Source organism: Microbacterium resistens, from assembly GCF_021172025.1.
GTDB lineage: Bacteria > Actinomycetota > Actinomycetes > Actinomycetales > Microbacteriaceae > Microbacterium > Microbacterium resistens.
The window spans coordinates 857,340-874,363 of the sequence record NZ_CP082781.1 but is presented as its reverse complement, the minus strand read 5'-3'; the positions used below and the strand labels follow the sequence as shown (position 1 = coordinate 874,363).

Annotated in this window: 20 protein-coding genes; 8 read left to right on the top strand and 12 right to left on the bottom strand. The window is 68.4% G+C overall.

From position 1 onward, the window contains the following. The first annotated feature begins 13 nt into the window (after positions 1–13). Positions 14–757 carry a formylglycine-generating enzyme family protein gene (locus K8F61_RS04180; RefSeq protein WP_231820779.1) on the top strand — a complete coding sequence of 248 codons (744 nt, stop codon included), beginning with the start codon at positions 14–16 and terminating at the stop codon, positions 755–757. Between the two features lie 22 nt (positions 758–779). Here K8F61_RS04180 and K8F61_RS04175 read toward each other — a convergent pair whose 3' ends face one another. The 3 genes from K8F61_RS04175 to K8F61_RS04165 form a co-directional block, all read right to left on the bottom strand. Continuing rightward, positions 780–1,325, bottom strand: coding sequence for a GNAT family N-acetyltransferase (locus K8F61_RS04175; RefSeq protein WP_231820778.1), 546 nt, complete (start codon positions 1,323–1,325; stop codon positions 780–782). 241 nt (positions 1,326–1,566) lie between these two features. Then, positions 1,567–1,965 (bottom strand): arsenate reductase ArsC, encoded by a 399-nt coding sequence (locus tag K8F61_RS04170; RefSeq protein WP_231820777.1) that lies wholly within the window; start codon positions 1,963–1,965, stop codon positions 1,567–1,569. 81 nt (positions 1,966–2,046) lie between these two features. Continuing rightward, entirely contained in the window at positions 2,047–3,432 is a 1,386-nt protein-coding gene (locus K8F61_RS04165) for an FAD-dependent oxidoreductase (protein WP_231820776.1), read from the bottom strand. A 19-nt stretch (positions 3,433–3,451) separates the two neighbouring features. Here K8F61_RS04165 and K8F61_RS04160 point away from each other — a divergent pair, with 19 nt between their 5' ends. Next, positions 3,452–3,805 carry an ArsR/SmtB family transcription factor gene (locus K8F61_RS04160; RefSeq protein ID WP_231820775.1) on the top strand — a complete coding sequence of 118 codons (354 nt, stop codon included), beginning with the start codon at positions 3,452–3,454 and terminating at the stop codon, positions 3,803–3,805. Positions 3,806–4,096: 291 nt separating this feature from the next. On the opposite strand, the gene K8F61_RS04155 is transcribed toward K8F61_RS04160, so the two are convergent. The 3 genes from K8F61_RS04155 to K8F61_RS04145 form a co-directional block, all read right to left on the bottom strand. After that, positions 4,097–4,531, bottom strand: a complete 435-nt coding sequence (locus tag K8F61_RS04155) for a GNAT family N-acetyltransferase (RefSeq protein WP_231820774.1) — start codon at positions 4,529–4,531, stop codon at positions 4,097–4,099. Positions 4,532–4,763: 232 nt separating this feature from the next. After that, positions 4,764–5,246: an NUDIX hydrolase gene (locus tag K8F61_RS04150; protein WP_231820773.1), complete on the bottom strand. Its 483-nt coding sequence runs from the start codon at positions 5,244–5,246 to the stop codon at positions 4,764–4,766. Between the two features lie 111 nt (positions 5,247–5,357). After that, positions 5,358–5,744, bottom strand: a complete 387-nt coding sequence (locus K8F61_RS04145) for a hypothetical protein (protein ID WP_231820772.1) — start codon at positions 5,742–5,744, stop codon at positions 5,358–5,360. 405 nt (positions 5,745–6,149) lie between these two features. Here K8F61_RS04145 and K8F61_RS04140 point away from each other — a divergent pair, with 405 nt between their 5' ends. Further along, positions 6,150–6,863, top strand: coding sequence for a tyrosine-protein phosphatase (locus K8F61_RS04140; RefSeq protein ID WP_231820771.1), 714 nt, complete (start codon positions 6,150–6,152; stop codon positions 6,861–6,863). 36 nt (positions 6,864–6,899) lie between these two features. Here K8F61_RS04140 and K8F61_RS04135 read toward each other — a convergent pair whose 3' ends face one another. From K8F61_RS04135 to K8F61_RS04120, 4 genes are read right to left on the bottom strand one after another with little or no spacing between them, the layout of a single operon-like run. Continuing rightward, entirely contained in the window at positions 6,900–7,712 is an 813-nt protein-coding gene (locus tag K8F61_RS04135) for a TrmH family RNA methyltransferase (protein ID WP_231820770.1), read from the bottom strand. Positions 7,713–7,718: 6 nt separating this feature from the next. Next, on the bottom strand, positions 7,719–10,073 hold the full coding sequence (locus K8F61_RS04130; protein ID WP_231820769.1) for an ATP-binding cassette domain-containing protein: 2,355 nt from the start codon (positions 10,071–10,073) through the stop codon (positions 7,719–7,721). Between the two features lie 29 nt (positions 10,074–10,102). Then, complete coding sequence (locus tag K8F61_RS04125; protein ID WP_067243380.1) at positions 10,103–10,513, bottom strand: VOC family protein; 411 nt, start codon at positions 10,511–10,513, stop codon at positions 10,103–10,105. Between the two features lie 10 nt (positions 10,514–10,523). Then, positions 10,524–10,961 carry a helix-turn-helix transcriptional regulator gene (locus K8F61_RS04120; protein WP_231820768.1) on the bottom strand — a complete coding sequence of 146 codons (438 nt, stop codon included), beginning with the start codon at positions 10,959–10,961 and terminating at the stop codon, positions 10,524–10,526. 137 nt (positions 10,962–11,098) lie between these two features. On the opposite strand from K8F61_RS04120, the gene K8F61_RS04115 reads away from it, so the two are divergent. After that, positions 11,099–11,695, top strand: coding sequence for an HdeD family acid-resistance protein (locus tag K8F61_RS04115; protein ID WP_231820767.1), 597 nt, complete (start codon positions 11,099–11,101; stop codon positions 11,693–11,695). Positions 11,696–11,757: 62 nt separating this feature from the next. Here the strand turns inward: K8F61_RS04115 and K8F61_RS04110 are convergent, their stop codons facing one another. Continuing rightward, complete coding sequence (locus K8F61_RS04110; RefSeq protein WP_231820766.1) at positions 11,758–12,522, bottom strand: SDR family oxidoreductase; 765 nt, start codon at positions 12,520–12,522, stop codon at positions 11,758–11,760. A 138-nt stretch (positions 12,523–12,660) separates the two neighbouring features. On the opposite strand from K8F61_RS04110, the gene K8F61_RS04105 reads away from it, so the two are divergent. From K8F61_RS04105 to K8F61_RS04090, 4 genes are all read left to right on the top strand, one after another. Continuing rightward, positions 12,661–13,137 carry an NfeD family protein gene (locus K8F61_RS04105; RefSeq protein WP_067243384.1) on the top strand — a complete coding sequence of 159 codons (477 nt, stop codon included), beginning with the start codon at positions 12,661–12,663 and terminating at the stop codon, positions 13,135–13,137. Positions 13,138–13,157: 20 nt separating this feature from the next. Further along, the gene (locus tag K8F61_RS04100; protein WP_067243385.1) at positions 13,158–14,084 is read left to right on the top strand and encodes an SPFH domain-containing protein; all 927 of its coding nucleotides are present in this window, start codon (positions 13,158–13,160) and stop codon (positions 14,082–14,084) included. Continuing rightward, positions 14,081–14,869, top strand: a complete 789-nt coding sequence (locus K8F61_RS04095; protein WP_231820765.1) for a glycerophosphodiester phosphodiesterase family protein — start codon at positions 14,081–14,083, stop codon at positions 14,867–14,869. The genes K8F61_RS04100 and K8F61_RS04095 overlap by 4 nt, the downstream gene beginning before the upstream one ends. Positions 14,870–14,993: 124 nt before the next feature. Next, on the top strand, positions 14,994–15,377 hold the full coding sequence (locus K8F61_RS04090; protein ID WP_067243387.1) for an RNA polymerase-binding protein RbpA: 384 nt from the start codon (positions 14,994–14,996) through the stop codon (positions 15,375–15,377). Positions 15,378–15,400: 23 nt separating this feature from the next. On the opposite strand, the gene lnt is transcribed toward K8F61_RS04090, so the two are convergent. Continuing rightward, positions 15,401–17,020 (bottom strand): apolipoprotein N-acyltransferase, encoded by a 1,620-nt coding sequence (gene lnt, locus K8F61_RS04085; RefSeq protein WP_231820764.1) that lies wholly within the window; start codon positions 17,018–17,020, stop codon positions 15,401–15,403. Between the last annotated feature and the right edge of the window lie 4 nt (positions 17,021–17,024).

The window sequence follows — 17,024 nt, the reverse complement described above, 5'->3', positions numbered from 1 at the left end:
ATAGGGTTCCGGGGTGCCCGACATCGAGATGACCGCTCTTCCGGCCGGCAGGGTGGAATTGCACGACCAGCGTCGACGCCGTCGATGGACGGTGGAACTGGCGTCCTTCGAGATCGGCACGTTCCCGGTGACCGAGGAACAGCTGGGAGAGATCCTCGGGATCGTCGCCCGGCATCCGCGACGGCCCGCGGTCGATGCGCCCTGGCTGCGCGCGATTCGGTTCTGCAACGCCGCGTCGGAGTGGGAAGGGATCGAGCCCGCGTATCGCTTCGATGGCGAGCTCGTCTCTTGGGATGTGTCGTCCGACGGGTTCCGCCTGCCGACCGAAGCCGAGTGGGAGTACGCCTGCCGTGCGGGTTCCGTCGGCCCGCACCACGGCCCGCTCGCCGACGTCGCCTGGACGGCCCTCGACGGAGTCCGGACCCCGCAGGACGTGGGTGGGAAGATGCCCAACGTGTTCGGCCTCTTCGACACGCTCGGAAACGTGTGGGAATGGTGCTGGGATCTCCTCGATCCGGCGCGATACGACGACTATCGCGTGTTCCGTGGGGGAGGGTTCGCCGACGAGGCCTGGAGCGTGCGGGCGTCCACGAGGCGGGGAGGGGCGCCGCGCATGCACCATGAGGACGTGGGGTTCCGCGTCGCCCGAGGCGGATTCGACGGCGAGGACGAAGCTCAGGGCTGGTCGGCACGTGCCGACCGGGAACGTGCCGAGACTTCTGGTGCGCTCCCGATGGGGTGGACCCCGCGCCGTTGACACCATGGTGTCGAAGCTGCGGTCAGCGGGGCGTCCGCTCCGGCATGCGTCCCATGATCAGGCGGCCCGGGGTCAGGACGCCCAGGCGTCGCCACCCGGATCGGACGTACAGGCGCACCGCGGGATCCGACGGCTCGTCGATCGTGCTCAGCAGGCACGGCCGATCGACGCCCTGGAGAAGAGCGTCGTGCAGCGCCTGGCCGAGGCCGTGCCGGCGTCGCTCGGGTGCGACGCCGAGCTCGACGAACTCGAAGTGCCCGCCGAGCCACGTCGCCGCGACATCCGGAGACAGGGCGCCTGCGGCGAGATCGGTCCAGTACTGACCTCGACAACCGATATATCCCCAGGCGAAGCCTGTGACCGCGGAGCCGTCCGTCGCGCTCACCAGGCGGAAACCGTCGCGGCGCGCATGCCGTCGGAGCGTTTCCTCGACCCAGACCGAGTAGTCCGGCGCGTCGCCGAAGACCGTGCGGTAGCAGTCCCATATGGATCGCGCGTGCCGCTCCGTCGGCGCCGCCGTCGTGACATGGATCCGCCGTCCGGGGGCGTCCGGCTCAGCATGCGCCATGTGCGTCCTTTCGAAGCAGGGGAGAAGCGCCCTTTCGGCGTCTTATGTCGTTCGGGGCTGCGCTCGGACATCCGTCGCATAGAGGCGAGCGTTCGGAAGCTGTAGACGCCGAGCTCACGGCGGGGCAGTGGCGCGCAGCGGCCGCGAACCGTTCGCGGCCGGGCCACAGACCATCCCGCGTCAGAGGAGCGGTCTCCTGACCCTTGGTGGCGTGAATGCGAACTCCCGAACGGCGAACCCGCTAGGGAAGCAGCTCATCGACGAGGACGCTCACGCGGGCGCGGATCTCGTCGCGGATGGAGCGGACGGCGTCGATGTTCTGCCCGGCGGGATCGTCAAGCTCCCAGTCCTCGTAGCGTTTGCCGGGGAAGACCGGGCAGGCGTCGCCGCAGCCCATCGTGATCACGACGTCGGCCTGTCTTACCGCGTCGACGGTGAGCAGCTTCGGCGCGTTCGCGGTGATGTCGATGCCTTCCTCTGCCATGGCTTGGATGGCGACCGGGTTGATCTGGTCTTTGGGCTCGGATCCGGCGGAGCGGACATCGACGCGTTCGCCGGCGAGGTGCTGCAGGTAGCCGGCGGCCATCTGAGAGCGGCCGGCGTTGTGGACGCAGACGAACAGGACGGTGGGCCTGGACATGGGGTTCCTTCGTTCCGGCAGGCGAGGGGAGTGGTCAGGGGGTGCTGTCGCGGGGAGGCGCGGCCATGGGGCTGATCTGGGTCATGAGCAGCAGGATCCGGCGGTGGTGTCGCTGGTGGAGCAGACCCCGGTCGCGGGAAGGGCGAGAGCGACTCGGGACGCGGCGGCCAGGTCGCCGTCGATCCAGGCGGTGACGGAGCGGACCTGCTCGTAGCCGGTAGCGAGCAGGAACGTGGGGGCGCGGCCGTAGGACTTCATCCCGACGATGAAAAACCCCGGCTCCGGGTGCGTGAGCTCTCGGAACCCGTGTGGCTCGACCGTGCCGCAGGAGTGGACGTTCGGGTCGATCAGCGGCGCCAGCTGGCGCGGGGCTTCGACGATGTCGTCCAGGTCGATCCGGACTTCGCGCAGCATGTGCAGGTCGGGACGGAACCCGGTCGCGTTCACCACCAGGTCCGCGTCCAGCATCGTGGGCTCCCCGTGGCGGGCGCCGATCAGGCGGATTCCGTCACCCTGGGATTCGACGCGGGAGATCTCGAACGAATCGACCACAGTCACGAGACCTGAGGCGATGAGGCGTTCGGTGCGGGTGCCGAGCTTCGCCCGGTCCGGCAGCTCGTCATCGGGAGACGAGGACACGCGGATCGCGGAGGGGTTGCGGATCGCCCAGGTCACCTCGGTGCCCGGCTCCTCGCGGGCGAGTTTCCCGAGCGCGATGAGCGTATTCGCCGCCGAATGCCGCGCCCCGACCACGACCGTGTGCCGGCCGGCGAACCGTGCTCGGTCCGCGCCGAGGACATCGGGGAGCGCATGCAGGACCCCGTCGGAGACCTCGTCGAAGCCAAGCGGGGCGAGCCCGGACGAGGCGAGCGGATTCGGGGACGTGTAGGTGCCGGACGCGTCGATCACCGCCCGGGCCGTCGCCTCGGTGATCTGTCCGTTCTGGTGCTGGATGCGCAGCAGGAACGGGGCCTGCGCGCGCCCCGCGGTGCGGGTGCGGTCCATGCCCTCCCGCGACACGGCGACCACCCGGGCGCCGAACTGGATCCGCGACCCGATCTCGGGAAGATCCGCGAGCGGGATCAGGTAGTCGTCGACGAGTTCCTGCCCCGTCGGGGCGCGCCCCTCCGCGGCCGGCATCACCCAACCCGTCGCTTCCAGCAGCCGGCGAGACGCGGGGTCGACGAGGTGCTTCCAGGGGGAGAACAGGCGGGTGTGGCCCCAGAGCTGGATCGAGTGTGCGATCCGGTCGCCGGCTTCGAGGATCGTGAAATCGATGCCCCGCTCGGCCAAGTTCGCCGCCGCGGCGAGCCCGATCGGGCCCGCGCCGATGATCACGACCGGCAGCGTCGCCAGCCGATCCGAGACCGCGACTCTCGGGGTCAGATCCAGCATCGTCACCATCAGAACCTCCACATATCGATGAACGTCGATGCAAGTATGACCGCATCTATCGACGACTGTCAATATCGATTAGTATCGATGCATGGTCACGATGCTCGAGGTCACCGATGTCACCGCAACGACCGCGTGCTGCGCGCCGCTCGTGAAGGAACCGCTCGGCCAAGAGGACGCTGAGCAGCTTGCCGCGCGACTGAAGGCGCTCGCGGATCCGGCCCGGCTGCGGTTGCTGTCGATCGTCGCATCGAGCGAGGGCCAGGAAGCGTGCGTGTGCGACCTGATCGACCCGGTCGGGCTGTCGCAGCCGACCGTGTCCCATCACCTCAAGGTCCTCATGACCGCGGGCTTCCTCACGCGGTCCCAGCGGGGGACCTGGGCGTATTACCGGCTGGTGTCGGACGCACTGGACGGTGTGACGCGCATGCTGGAGACCACCTGACATCAGCTCTCGCATGAAGTGCGAATGATTCGCTCGTCTCGCGAACGCGTCGCAAGTCGCTTCCAAGAGTCCCAGATCAACGGATAGATACCGGCGGGGCTCGACACGGCGCTAACCCACCCGACGGAGTCCTAGATCTCATCGTGCATGCTGCGTTTCAGGGCTGGAGTAGGGAAGTTGCAGCGGGTGTCGTATTCGCAGCCGGCGAGAACAAGCCATCTTCAAACTGACATAATGTGCATTATCGGAGCTTCGGCGATCGATGTGCGCCGGCTCGAAGGGGCCGTGATCTCAGGGAACGAAGCGCAAGACGTTCGTGTCCCGACGCACGAACCCCACCGCCTCGTAGAGACGCAGCGCAGCCGCACGTGACGGACGGGTGGTCAGGTCCAACGAGCGCAAACCGCGCGTGACGGCGATCTCCGTCATCGCCGTCAGCAACAGCCTTCCAATTCCCTGTCCACGAACTGACTCATCGGTCACCACATCCTCGACAAACCCGCGTAGTCCTGTCGGCAAGGGAAACGTGACCAGAGTCGCCATGCCCACGATCCGCTCACCCTGACGTACCACCACGAGCTCCGTCGCATCGTGCGTGATCATCGACTGGATTCGAGCGCGGTCAAACGTCGCGGATGAGGACAGTTGCCCGAGCAACCCGCTAATGGCGGATGCGTCCGCATCGGTGAGTTTGGTGAGGACGCCGGGGCGAAGGTCATCTGTCATGCACCGAGGCTAGCCGACAGCTTGACGGCGTTCCAGCCGCCCCAGCAACTTGCACCGATCCCTTTAGGGCCTCGATTGAACACCAGCATGTAGCACGAATCGGCGAGGGTTTCCACGGTGCTCCGCTCGTATCCCGCCTGGCGCGAACGTGCGCACTTTGCTCCTTGCCGGCGCGCCTTCGGCGTTCCTCCGCAGACACGTGACGTACACGGCCGTCAGGCAGGGTCGCGATTTACTCGCAGGCCGGGTCTTGACCTCGCGCGGTAAGACGGAACCGCTCGCGAATCCAATCGTTTGCCCCTGCAGGGTAAAGCGGTACTGCCACGTTGGTGTCCTCGAATGGCCGCCAAACAACGGGAACGACTGAGCCGTCCGACTCCGTAAGCGTCCCACCTTCGTCAGCCGGTGCCGGCTCCAATTTGCCGGTGTAAAGAGCGACGATTTCGTGCCCGAGCTCGCCGTTGTAGCGAAAGATGTTCTCGACTATGCCCAGGTGGGTGAGGTTGAGAATGCGGGCTCCAAGTTCCTCATCCACCTCGCGGATTATCGCTTCCTGGTGTGTCTCCCCCAGTTCGACACTGCCGCCGATCAGACGGTGATAGCCCAGCGGATTCTCACTGGTCGGGGCGTTTCTGCTCACAAGGTGGCGAGAGCCGTCATCATTCGGCGCGACGATCATGGCCTTCACTCGGATGTAGGAGCGATCAGCTGGCATAGCCTTATCATTCCGGGTTGGAAGCCCATCGGGTTTCGCAGTCAGTGAAGTTCACGACGCCCGTCAACGCCCCTCTGCCCCGCCCCTCCCCTCTCGTGGCGCGGCGGGGCACTACGGGACGACGCCGATCGCCAGGAGGTGTGCGCTCTGATCGCGGATGCCCGGGCAATCGCTGGCGGCACGGGCGATCGTCCGCGCGGCGATGCGAACCTCGTCCGGTAGGTCGCGCGCAACTTCCAGCATCAAACCTGCCGGCCCCTCCACGCCGTGCACCACGACGTCCGTGTAGCCAGCATCGATCAGTTCTTCCTCCAGCTCTTCCGCTGAGTGGAAGTGCCCGGCAGGGAACCGTGTGTCCGGGCTGGGGATGCCCTGGGTGATCAGCGCTGCCCAATCATCCGGGAGCTCCTCGGGGATGGATTCTGTCAAGGACAACGCCCCGAACGCGACATAACGCGAAAGGGCCGACGCGAACACCACACCTTCGGAACGCGTCACCCGTGCGGCCTCCTGGAGTGCCTGCCGACGATCCTCGCGCGCCGACAGGTGATAGCAGCGCACGCGCGTGGACGCCGGTGCCGCCGCCCACGTCCAACACCCGCCCTCCTGAGACGTGCTGCCGGATGAGTTCCTGGGTTCGCTCAAACTCCAGCGGCCCCTGCGCAGACCGGGTCGTCAATCGTGTGTCCTCATCGAAGAGGTCGTTGTAATAGTGCTGGATGCGAGCGTCGATGCTCTCCTGATCAGGTCCCCGCATCGATCGATCGTATCCCTCAGAAGAGAACCGCTCGTTGACGCGCCGCCTCTGCAGCCGGGTTCCCCGCCGCGGAGAGTCCGTCGTCCCGTCGACGGTCGGTCCGTGACATCAGCGGACGCTCTGCCGACGATGACAGACTGGTGTGCATGCCGTGCCGCCTGCGAATCCCTGGACTCGCCAACGCCCGAGATCTCGGGGGCCTTGCCCGCGCCGACGGGACGATCACCCCGACGGGCGTCTTCGTGCGCACCGAGGCGCTCGATCGTCTGGATGACGCGGGCTGGGCGGCGCTTCACGCGCACGGCGTGCGGACGGTGATCGATCTGCGGCGCCCTGATGAGCACACCGGGTATGTCCCGTCGAGGATGAACCACCTCCGTGTGGACCTCGACGGGGACGACGCCGCCTTCTGGAAGGCCTACGAAGAAGACGGGCGTTGGGGCACGCCGCTCTACTATCTCGACCACCTCCGGACGCTTCCGGACAGGCTCGCCTCTGTCCTGAGCACGATCGCGACCGCCGATGACGGCGCCGTGCTCTTCCACTGTGCGGCCGGCTGGGACCGGACCGGTCTCGTCGCCGCGGTGCTGCTTCGAGCCCTCGATGTCACGGCGGATGCGGCCGTCTCGGATTACCTCGGCTCCTTCGAAAACGCCGACGCCATGGCGGCCCTCCACGGGCGCCCGTTCCACGCGGATGAACGTCGCGAGGTCCTCCGCCGCTTCGGCCACACCGCGAGCTCCGCGTTCCGTGAGATGTACGAGAACCTGGACCTCGACGCGTGGTTCGCCCGCGGACATCTCGCGCCGGAATCGCGGACCGCCATCGAGACCTGGCGAGGCTCCGTCGCCGGGCGGTGACCGACACCCGCGAGAGACGTGCTCCCCCGCCTTCTGTCAGCGGGCCCGCTGGCGAGCGGCCTCGTAGAGCAGGAGCGACGCCGCGTTGGCGGCGTTGAGCGAGCTCGCCGAGCCGCGCATGGGAATCCGGACCGTCACGTCCGCTGCCTCGCGCCAGCCTCGGGCGAGCCCCGTCGTCTCGTTGCCGATCAGCACGAGGGTCGGCCCGGTCAGATCGTGGTCCCAGATGTCGACGTCGCCGTCTTCGTCGGTCGCGACGAGCGTCACCGGAGTGCCCGACGCCCGCGCTTGCGCGACCCACTCCATGACCGCCCCCTGAGCCGGCGCGCGCACCACCGGTGTCGCGAACAGGGAGCCCGTCGACGCGCGGACGGACTTCGGATCGTACGGGTCGGCGGCGTGGCCCGACACCACGAGGCCGTGACCGCCGAACGCATCCATGGACCGCAGGATGGCGCCGATGTTCCCCGGCTGCGTCGGACGGTCGAACACCATGCCGAGGAAGTCCTCCGGCACGGGGATCCGGCTCAGGGCGTCGTCCGGCATCGTCACGATGGCGACGAGCTCGCTCGCGCCGGCCTCCTTCCCGGAGAGCTCCGCGAGCAGCTCGCCGCTCATCCGGATCACCTCGCCCGCGTGATCCAGAGTCTCCGACGCCCATTCCGACAGGGGACGCTCTCCATCGCGGATGAGCGTCTCGATCGTCCAGCCGTGAGCGATGGCCTGGCTGATCGGCCGGACGCCCTGGACGACGAAGCGCCGCTCGCGCAGGCGCCGGTTGCGATTGTGCACCAGCGCCTCGATGAGCTGGAACCGTGCGTTGCGCACCGTGATCCGGAGATCGCCCATTCGTCGTCAGGCTCCCACGTAGGAGGCCAGGTGCTCCCCCGTCAGCGTCGACCGGGTCGCGACGATCTCGGCGGGCGTCCCTTCGAACACGACTCTGCCGCCGTCGTGACCGGCACCGGGGCCGAGATCGATGATCCAGTCGGCGTGCGCCATGACCGCCTGGTGGTGCTCGATCACGATCACGGACTTGCCCGCGTCCACGAGGCGGTCCAGCAGTCCGAGCATGTTCTCGACGTCCGCGAGGTGCAGACCCGTGGTCGGCTCGTCCAGGACATAGACGTCGGCGCCGTCCACCATCTGGATCGCGAGCTTGAGCCGCTGTCGCTCCCCGCCGGAGAGCGTCGAGAGCGGCTGCCCGAGCGTCACATAGCCGAGCCCCACATCGGCCAGGCGCTCCAGCATGGACGAGACGGCGGGGATCCGCGCCTCTCCCCCGCCGAAGAACTCCTTCGCCTCCGTCACCGGCATGTCCAGCACCTCGGTGATGTCCTTGCCTGCGAGCTTGTAGTCGAGCACAGCCGCCTGGAAGCGCTTTCCGCCGCAGTCCTCACACGGCGACTCGACCGTGTCCATGAAGCCGAGCTCCGTGACGATCACACCGGCCCCCTTGCACGTGGGGCACGCGCCTTCGGAGTTCGCGCTGAACAGCGCCGGCTTGACGCCGTTCGCCTTCGCGAACGCCTTGCGGATCGGCTCCAGCATGCCCGTGTACGTCGCAGGATTGCTCCGCCGGGATCCCCGGATCGCGCTCTGGTCGACCGACACGACGCCCTCCCGCGTGGCGACGGAGCCGTGGATGAGCGAGCTCTTGCCCGAGCCGGCCACGCCCGTCACGACCGTGAGGACCCCGAGAGGCACGTCGACGTCCACGTCCTGCAGGTTGTTCTCGTTCGCGCCGCGGATCTCCAGGACGCCCACAGGGGCACGGACCTCCGCCTTGAGCGCGGCACGATCGTCCAGATGGCGGCCGGTGAGGGTCCCGCTCCGACGCAGCCCGTCGACGGTGCCCTCGAAGCAGATCGTCCCTCCCGCACTGCCCGCGCCCGGGCCGAGATCGACGACGTGGTCCGCGATCGCGATCGTCTCCGGCTTGTGCTCGACGACGAGGACCGTGTTCCCCTTGTCGCGCAGCTGCTCAAGGAGACCGTTCATCCGCTGGATGTCGTGCGGATGAAGACCGATCGTCGGCTCGTCGAAGACGTAGGTGACGTCGGTGAGGGACGACCCGAGATGCCGCAGCAGCTTGATCCGCTGCGCCTCTCCCCCGGACAGGGTTCCCGACGGCCGATCCAGGCTGAGATATCCCAGACCGAGTGTGACGAAGGCGTCGAGGTTCGCGCTCAGAGCGGACAGAAGCGGTCCGGCCTCGGGCTTGTCGAGCCCGCGGACCCAGGCCGCGAGATCGGTGACCTGCATGCGGCACGCGTCGGCGATGCTGATGCCCTCGATCTTCGACGAGCGCGCGCCCTCCGTGAGCCGGGTCCCCTCGCACTCCGGGCACGTGGTGAACGTCGCGACCCGCTCGACGAAGGCCCGGATGTGCGGCTGGAGCGCGTCGAGGTCCTTCGAGAGCATGGACTTGGTGATCTTCGGGATCAGCCCCTCGTAGGTCATGTTGATCCCAGAGATCTTCACCTTGGTCACCTCGCCGTAGAGGAACAGGTGCCGCTGCTTCTCGGTGAACTCCGCGATCGGCTTGTCTGCGGGATAGAAGCCCGACTGGGAGAAGCCCTTCACCATCCAGCCGTCGGCGGTGTAGCCCGGCACCATGATCGCGCCCTCGTCGAGGGACTTCGACTCGTCGACGACCTGCGACAGGTCGATGTCGGAGACCGCTCCCCTGCCCTCGCAGCGCGGGCACATCCCGCCCAGGTAGATCGCATCCTTGACGATCTTCTTCTCCCCGCCCGGGCCGGTCATGACGCCACTGGCCCTCTGCGTCGGGATGTTGAAGGAGAACGCGGTCGGACCGCCGATGTGCGGCTCCCCCAGCTTCGAGAACAGGATCCGGAGCATGGCGTTCGCGTCCGTCACCGTGCCCACGGTGGAGCGCGGGTTCGCGCCGAGCCGTTCCTGATCCACGATGATCGCGGTCGTCAACCCCTCCAGTACGTCGACGTCCGGGCGCGGCACCGAGGGCATGAAGCCCTGGAGGAAGGCGCTGTAGGTCTCATCGATCATTCGCCGGGACTCGGCGGCGATCGTGTCGAAGACCAGCGAGCTCTTCCCCGATCCGGACACCCCGGTGAACACGGTGAGACGACGCTTGGGAAGGTCGACGTCGACGTCCTTCAGGTTGTTCTCCCGGGCGCCGCGCACCCGGATGGTGTCGTGCGAATCAGCGATGTGCTCGTCGCGCATCCTCGTCCTCTCCTCGGTGATGACGCCGGTCAGGCGGTCTGCTGCAGACGCACCATGTTGCCCGCAGGGTCGCGGAACGCGCAATCGCGGATTCCGTAGGGCTGATCGATGGGCTCCTGGACGACGTCGGCCCCCTTCGCCTCGATCTCGGCGAAGGCGGCGTCCACGTCGTCCGTCGCGAGGACGATGCCGCCCCAGCTCCCCTTCGCCATGAGCTCGAGGATGGTGCGCCGCTCGTCGTCGGTGATGCCGGGATCGACGGCCGGCGGATGCAGGACGATGGCGGTGTCCGGCTGGCCGATCGGGCCCACCGTCACCCAGCGCATCTCCTGATAGCCGACGTCCTTGCGGACCTCGAACCCGAGCACGTCGCGGTAGAAGGCCAGGGACTCCTCGGCATCGGTGTGCGGAAGGAAGCTGGCGTTGATCGTGATGTCCATGCCGCTGACGCTACCCATCCGCGCGCACGCTCGCTTCTCGATTCCTGATCGGTCGGGTCGCCTGCTTCTCCATCCACGACGGGATCCCCGCTCCCAGGCCCGGATCGCTCCGATAGGCGCGCGGCGACACCCCCACCAGCTCCGAGAACCGGGTGCTGAACGTCCCCAGCGACTGGAACCCGACCGCGAAGCACGCGTCGGTCACCGACACGTCGCCACGCCGCAGCAGTGCCATCGCCCGCTCGATACGTCGGGTCATCAGGTACGAATACGGCGGCTCGCCGTAGACCGCCTTGAACAGGCGGGTGAGGTGACCGGCGGACATGTGCGCACCGCGCGCCAAGGCCTCCACATCGAGCGGCTGGGCGTACTCCCGGTCGATCCTGTCGCGGACTCTGCGCAGGGCGACGAGGTCGCGCAGTCGGTCGCTGTCGGAGCTCGGCGGCATGGGGAAATCCTCGCATGCGCCGCGGACATCCACGGGAATCGGCGGGCGCCGTCGGCAGGTCCTCTCCCCCGCGACGGATCGCGGCGCTACGCTGAGCCTCATCCCTCACAGGATCTTCTCAGAAAGGGGTCCACCACATGTCCGACGCACTTTCGGATGCGAAGAGCCTCGTGCGTTCGCTCCGCGTGTTCCTGGCCGTCTCGGGCGTCATCGCCCTCCTGTCCGGCCTCGCGATTCTGATCTGGCCAGCCAAGTCTGCAGTTGTCGTTACCGGGATTTTCGGGGTGTTCCTCGTAATCGCCGGGTTGGTCTATATCGGCTTGGGTCTGTTCACAAGCGGCATGGGACGCGGATGGGCACGCGCCGGTCACGTCCTTCTCGGCGCTCTGTATGTCACGGCGGGCGTTGTTGCTTTCCTCAATCCGGAGGCGGGTACGCTCGGACTCGCCCTGGTGGTCGCCATCTTCATCGGTGTGAGCTGGATCTTCGACGGCATCGTGTCGCTGTCGCTCCTCGGCACCGACGGCACGAAGGTGTGGACGCTGCTCTATGCGCTCCTGAGCATCGCCGCCGGCGTCGTGGTCCTCTTCTCCCCGTTGTTCGCGGCGGTGGTGCTGTGGTGGGTCCTCGGGATCTCCCTCGTCGCGATCGGTCTGGTGCAGATCATCCGCGCGATCACGATCGGCAAGGACGCGAAGGACGTCTCGGCGGCCCTGCGCGACGAGTCGGTCTGATCGCGCCGGCGACGAGAGAGGGGCATCACCGCACGGTGATGCCCCTGTCTCTTGCGCCCGTCCTACTCGACGCCGAAGCTGCTGACGTCGCCGATGAGGCGGGTGTGGTCGTTCGGCACCGGCTCCACGGCCGCCGCGGCGATCTCGGCCGCGAACTCGGCCACGTTGTAGAGACGGCCCGCAGACTCGCGGCGCTGTGCGATCGCGCCGGGGTTGGCGCGCTCAAGGAGCGTCGCCGTGATCGTGCCCTCGATCATGTCGCCCGACACGACCACGAACTCGATGCCCTGGTCGGTCAGCCCGGGGATGAGGGCGCGCAGCGCATCCTCGCCCGCGCGCTTGGAGAGCGCGACGGGCTCGTACTCCGGCATCGTCGGCGTCGTGCGGATGAAGTGCGCCTGGTGGCTGGTGACGAAGACGACCCGGCCCCCGTCTGTCAGGAGCGGGCGCGCCGCCTCCAGCACGTTCACCTGGGCGTCGCGGTTCAGCCGCAGCGCGTAGTCCTCGCCGAGACCGGACTCCATGCCTCCGGAGGCATTGAGGACGAGGACGTCGATGCGCCCGTACTCCGCCTCGACGGCGCTCATCATGTCGGACACGGATCCCTGATCGGTGAGATCCGCGCCCACGACGAGCGCGCGGCGACCGAGCTCGCGGATCTCCGTGGCGAGCTTCTCCGCCCGCGGCGCCTTGTTCCGGTAGTTGATCACCACGTCGGCACCGGCCTGCGCGAGCAGGCGGATCGTGTCGGCTCCGATCCCGCGGGACGACCCCGTGACCAGGGCGACCTTTCCGGTCAGCGATTCGGCGGGAAGGGGCTGGGACACGATGACTCCTCGGACGGGCGCGCTCGGGCGCGCGGACGGACCCCTGAACTTTACCAACCGCCTCTCGCCCGGCGTCCGGGACGCCCCGGGCGGACGGGACCCGCGTGGTAGGTTGACGGAAAGGAGGGGCACGCGCGCATGGAAGCGATTCTGCAGGGATTCGAGGACTGGGCCTGGATCGGCTGGCTGGTCCTGATCGCGGTCTTCCTCGTGATCGAGATGCTCTCGCTCGACTTCACATTCCTCATGCTCGCCCTCGGCAGCGCGGTCGGCCTCGTCTCCGACCTCACGGGCCTGCCGCTGTGGGCGCAGGTGATCATCGCCGCCATCGCCGCGGCCGCATTCATCCTCCTGCTGCGACCACCTCTGCTGCGTCGCCTTCATCGCAACGAGGACCCGGCGAAGAGCAACGTCGACGCCCTCCTCGGGCTCAGCGGCGTCGTCCTCCTGGAGGTCTCGACGCTCACCGGACAGGTCAAGCTGAGCAACGGCGACACCTGGACGGCACGGCTCGCCTCCGACGCGCCCGTCACCACGCCTCTGGCGCCCGGCGCACCCGTGGTGGTCAGCCGCATCGAGGGCGCCACCGCCTACGTCCGTTCCGCCCACGACTAAGAAAGCAGGAGCAGGCCTTCATGGACGACGCATCCTTCATCCCGACCGCGATCGGGTGGATCCTCGCGATCGCCGTCATCATCTTCGTGCTGGTCACGGTCGCCCGCTCGATCCGGATCATCCCGCAGGCGACCGCCGGCATCGTCGAGCGACTCGGCCGGTACCACAAGACACTCACCCCCGGGCTCAATCTGCTCGTCCCGTTCATCGACCGACTCCGACCGCTGATCGACATGCGCGAGCAGGTCGTCTCGTTCCCCCCGCAGCCGGTGATCACCGAGGACAACCTGGTCGTGTCGATCGACACGGTCGTGTACTTCCAGGTCACGGACGCGCGGGCGGCGACGTACGAGATCGCCAACTATCTCGGGGCCGTCGAACAGCTCACCACGACCACGCTGCGAAACGTCGTCGGCGGTCTGAACCTCGAAGAGGCGCTCACCAGCCGCGACGAGATCAACGGACAGCTGCGCGTGGTCCTGGACGAGGCCACGGGCAAGTGGGGCATCCGCGTCTCGCGCGTGGAGCTCAAGGCGATCGACCCGCCCGTCTCCATCCAGGACTCGATGGAGAAGCAGATGCGCGCCGAGCGTGACCGTCGCGCCGCGATCCTGACCGCTGAGGGATCCAAGCAGTCGCAGATCCTCGAGGCGGAGGGGCGCAGGCAGGCGGAGATCCTCCGTGCCGAGGGCGACAAGCAGGCCGCGGTCCTGCGCGCCCAGGGTGAGGCCGAGGCGATCCAGAACGTCTTCAACGCCATCCACCAGGGCCAGCCGGACGACAAGCTGCTCGCCTACCAGTATCTGCAGATGCTGCCGAAGATCAGTGAGAGCCAGTCCAGCAAGCTCTGGATCATCCCCAGCGAGCTCACGGAGGCGCTCAAGGGGATCGGCAGCGCCTTCACGGCACGCAACGGACAGACTCCCCCGCCGTCGACGAACGCGTGACGCACCCGTACTTCGACGGGGCGCCCTGGCCGAGGGTCCTCGCCCATCGCGGTCTCACGATCGCGGAGGGCGAGGACCCTTCGCATGCCGTGTACGACAACTCCGCCCTGGCGATCGCCGCGGCCCATGCGTGCGGTGTCGCGTACATCGAGACCGACTGCCGCCGCACCGCGGACGGCGATGTCGTCCTCTTTCACGACGCAGATCTGTCCCGCCTGTTCGGCGATCCCCGTCCGGTGGCGTCCGTGCGGACCGCCGAGCTCGCGGCCCTGTTCGCCGAGCACGGCGGACTGCTGACCCTGCGGGAGGCGCTGGAGTCCTTCCCCACCCTGCGGTTCAACATCGACGTCAAGGACGCGACAGCGGCGGAGGCGGCGGGAGCCGCGGTCTCCCCGCACGCCCACCGGGTGCTCCTCACGAGCTTCTCCGATGCGACGAGACGACGGGCCGTGGCCGCCGCCGTCGACGCCGGTGCCGAGATCGCCCCTGCAGCCTCCCCCGGCCGCTCGGGCATCGCGCGCGCCCGGGCGCTCGCGGCCCTTCCGGGAGACCGCATCGCCGGTCGGGTCCTCGCGGGGATCGACGCGCTGCAGATTCCGGTCCGGTACGGAAGGGTCCCCGTGTTCTCCCCCACCCTCGTCCGCGCGGCACGCGCCGCCGGCGTCGAGGTACATGTGTGGACGATCAACGAGGCGGCGGACATGACGGCTCTGGTCGCCGCCGGCGCCGACGGCGTGGTCACCGATCGCGCCGACCTCGCGCTGCGCGTGCTCGCCCCGTCGTGACCCTGGCGCGGCGGCCGGAAACCGGCGCTGGGCATCGACTGTGAATGTCGCGCGCGTTCAGACCCCTCGCATCACGTGCACAGGTTGACCCGCTATACCTGAGTGCTGACGAGAGGACCACACAATGGCAGATCGCAGCCTTCGCGGCATCCGACTCGGCGCCCAGAGCCTACAGAGCGAAGAGGGCGTCGTCTTCATGGAACGCCGTCAGACCACGTACTCGTGCGACACCTGCGGACACGAGACGACCCTCATGTTCGCGGCCGACGCCGAGCCCCCCACCACCTGGGAGTGCCGCTCCTGCGGCGCAGAGGCGCGCCTCCAGGTCGACGGCAAGTCCGTCGAGGTCGAGGAGGGCGACGACAAGGCCGCCCGCACCCACTGGGACATGCTGCTCGAGCGCCGCACGCGCGCCGAGCTCGAGGAGCTCCTGGAGGAGCGCCTCGCCTACGTCCGGGCCCGCCGCGGCGCCGGCGACGACCCCACTCGCGAGAAGATCGGCGCCTGATCAGACGCCCCTGCCGCTGAGGCTCAGCCGACGCGGCGCCGCCGCGCCGACAGCCCGGCGACAACCACGCCGAGCAGCCCGCCCCAGAGCAGGAGCTGCTCCAGATACGGTCCCACGACGACGCCCCCGGTCGCCCCGGTGCGCAGCTCGACATCCTCGAGCAGCACACCGGGGCGATCGGCGTCCACGGTCGACACGGTGGATCCGTCCGGGCGGATGATCTGGCTGGTGCCGACCGTGGAGATGTTCACGACGGACCGGCCGGTCTCGATCGCTCGCATGCGTGCGATCGCCAGCTGCTGGAGGTTCTCGGCCGTCCCGCGGAAGTCCGCGTTGTTCGTCTGGAAGACGAAGACCTCGGCTCCACCGGAGATCCCTTCGCGGATGACCTCGTCGTAGATCACGTCGAAGCAGATCGCGAGACCGACCGTCCGCTCCCCCACCCGCACCAGCGGAGCATCGTCGCCGGGCGTGTACTCACGCTGCAGCAGCCCGATGAGATCCGGCACGATCGCGTTGTAGAAGGCGCGGTCGGGCACGTACTCGCCGAACGGGACAGGGTGCCGCTTCGCGTGCGTCTGCGTCTCCGACCGCGACGGTGTCCCCGTCATGTCCTTCGGCCAGAGGAACGACGTGTTGTAGAACCGCTCGCCCTTCCCCGTCGCCGCGTTGCCGAGAAGCGGGGCGTCGACTCCGCGGACGACCTGGTTCAACGCCGAGGCCAGGGCGGCACTCTCGAACGGATCGCCGTCGACGCCGCCTTCGGGCCAGACGAGCAGATCCATGTCCTCGCCGCGCAGCTCACGAGTGGCAGAGATCTGCGCGTCGATGACCGCGTACGGCTCGCGCTCGTCGAAGAACCCGGCGGGTCCGTTGCCCTGCACGGCCCCGATCCGCATGCTTCCCGCCGGCGTCGTCGGGAACAGCGGCACGGCGACGAGCAGGATCAGGAGCAGGAGCGACGATAGCGTCGGCAGGAGTCGGGGGCGCGGGGCGGCTCGCGGTCGATCGCGCACGATCTCGACGACGAGCGCGACGAATGCGACCACGACGAAGCCCAGCCCGCTGACTCCGACCCAGGACGCCAGGTGCGCCGCGTTCGTGTCGGTCATCGTGAGCCCGATGCGCGCCCACGGGAATCCTCCGTAGGGCCAGGTGCCCACGAACAGCTCGCGGCCGATCCACAGCGCTCCCACGGTCCCCGCGAGAGCGAGCGCGCGTACGGCGGGCCGGCCGACGGCCCGGGGGATCCAGCGGTACGCCAGGGTGACCGGGATGAGGCCGACGCCCGTCAACACGCCCTCCAGCACGCCGAGCGCGACCCACGGGATCGGGCCGAGGTACGTGCCGGTCCAGGAGACCAGCAGCACGAAGAAGACGATCCCGAAGACGGACCCGACGAGCAGGGCCGACCACGTCCGTCGCCCGATGAGCGCGACGAGCAGCATGGCCACGGCGACGAAGGAGAGCCCCCACACCGCCGGCTGAGGGAAGGCGAGGGTGAGCAGCCCGCCCGCGCACGCGGCGAGGACCACGGCGAGCCACAGCGGCACCGGCGGGGCCTCGGCGCGATCCGCGGGCGCGGAGTCGTCAGGCGCGGTGTCGTCGGGCGCGCTGCGGTCGCGCATCGGTCGAGAGCTCATTCGG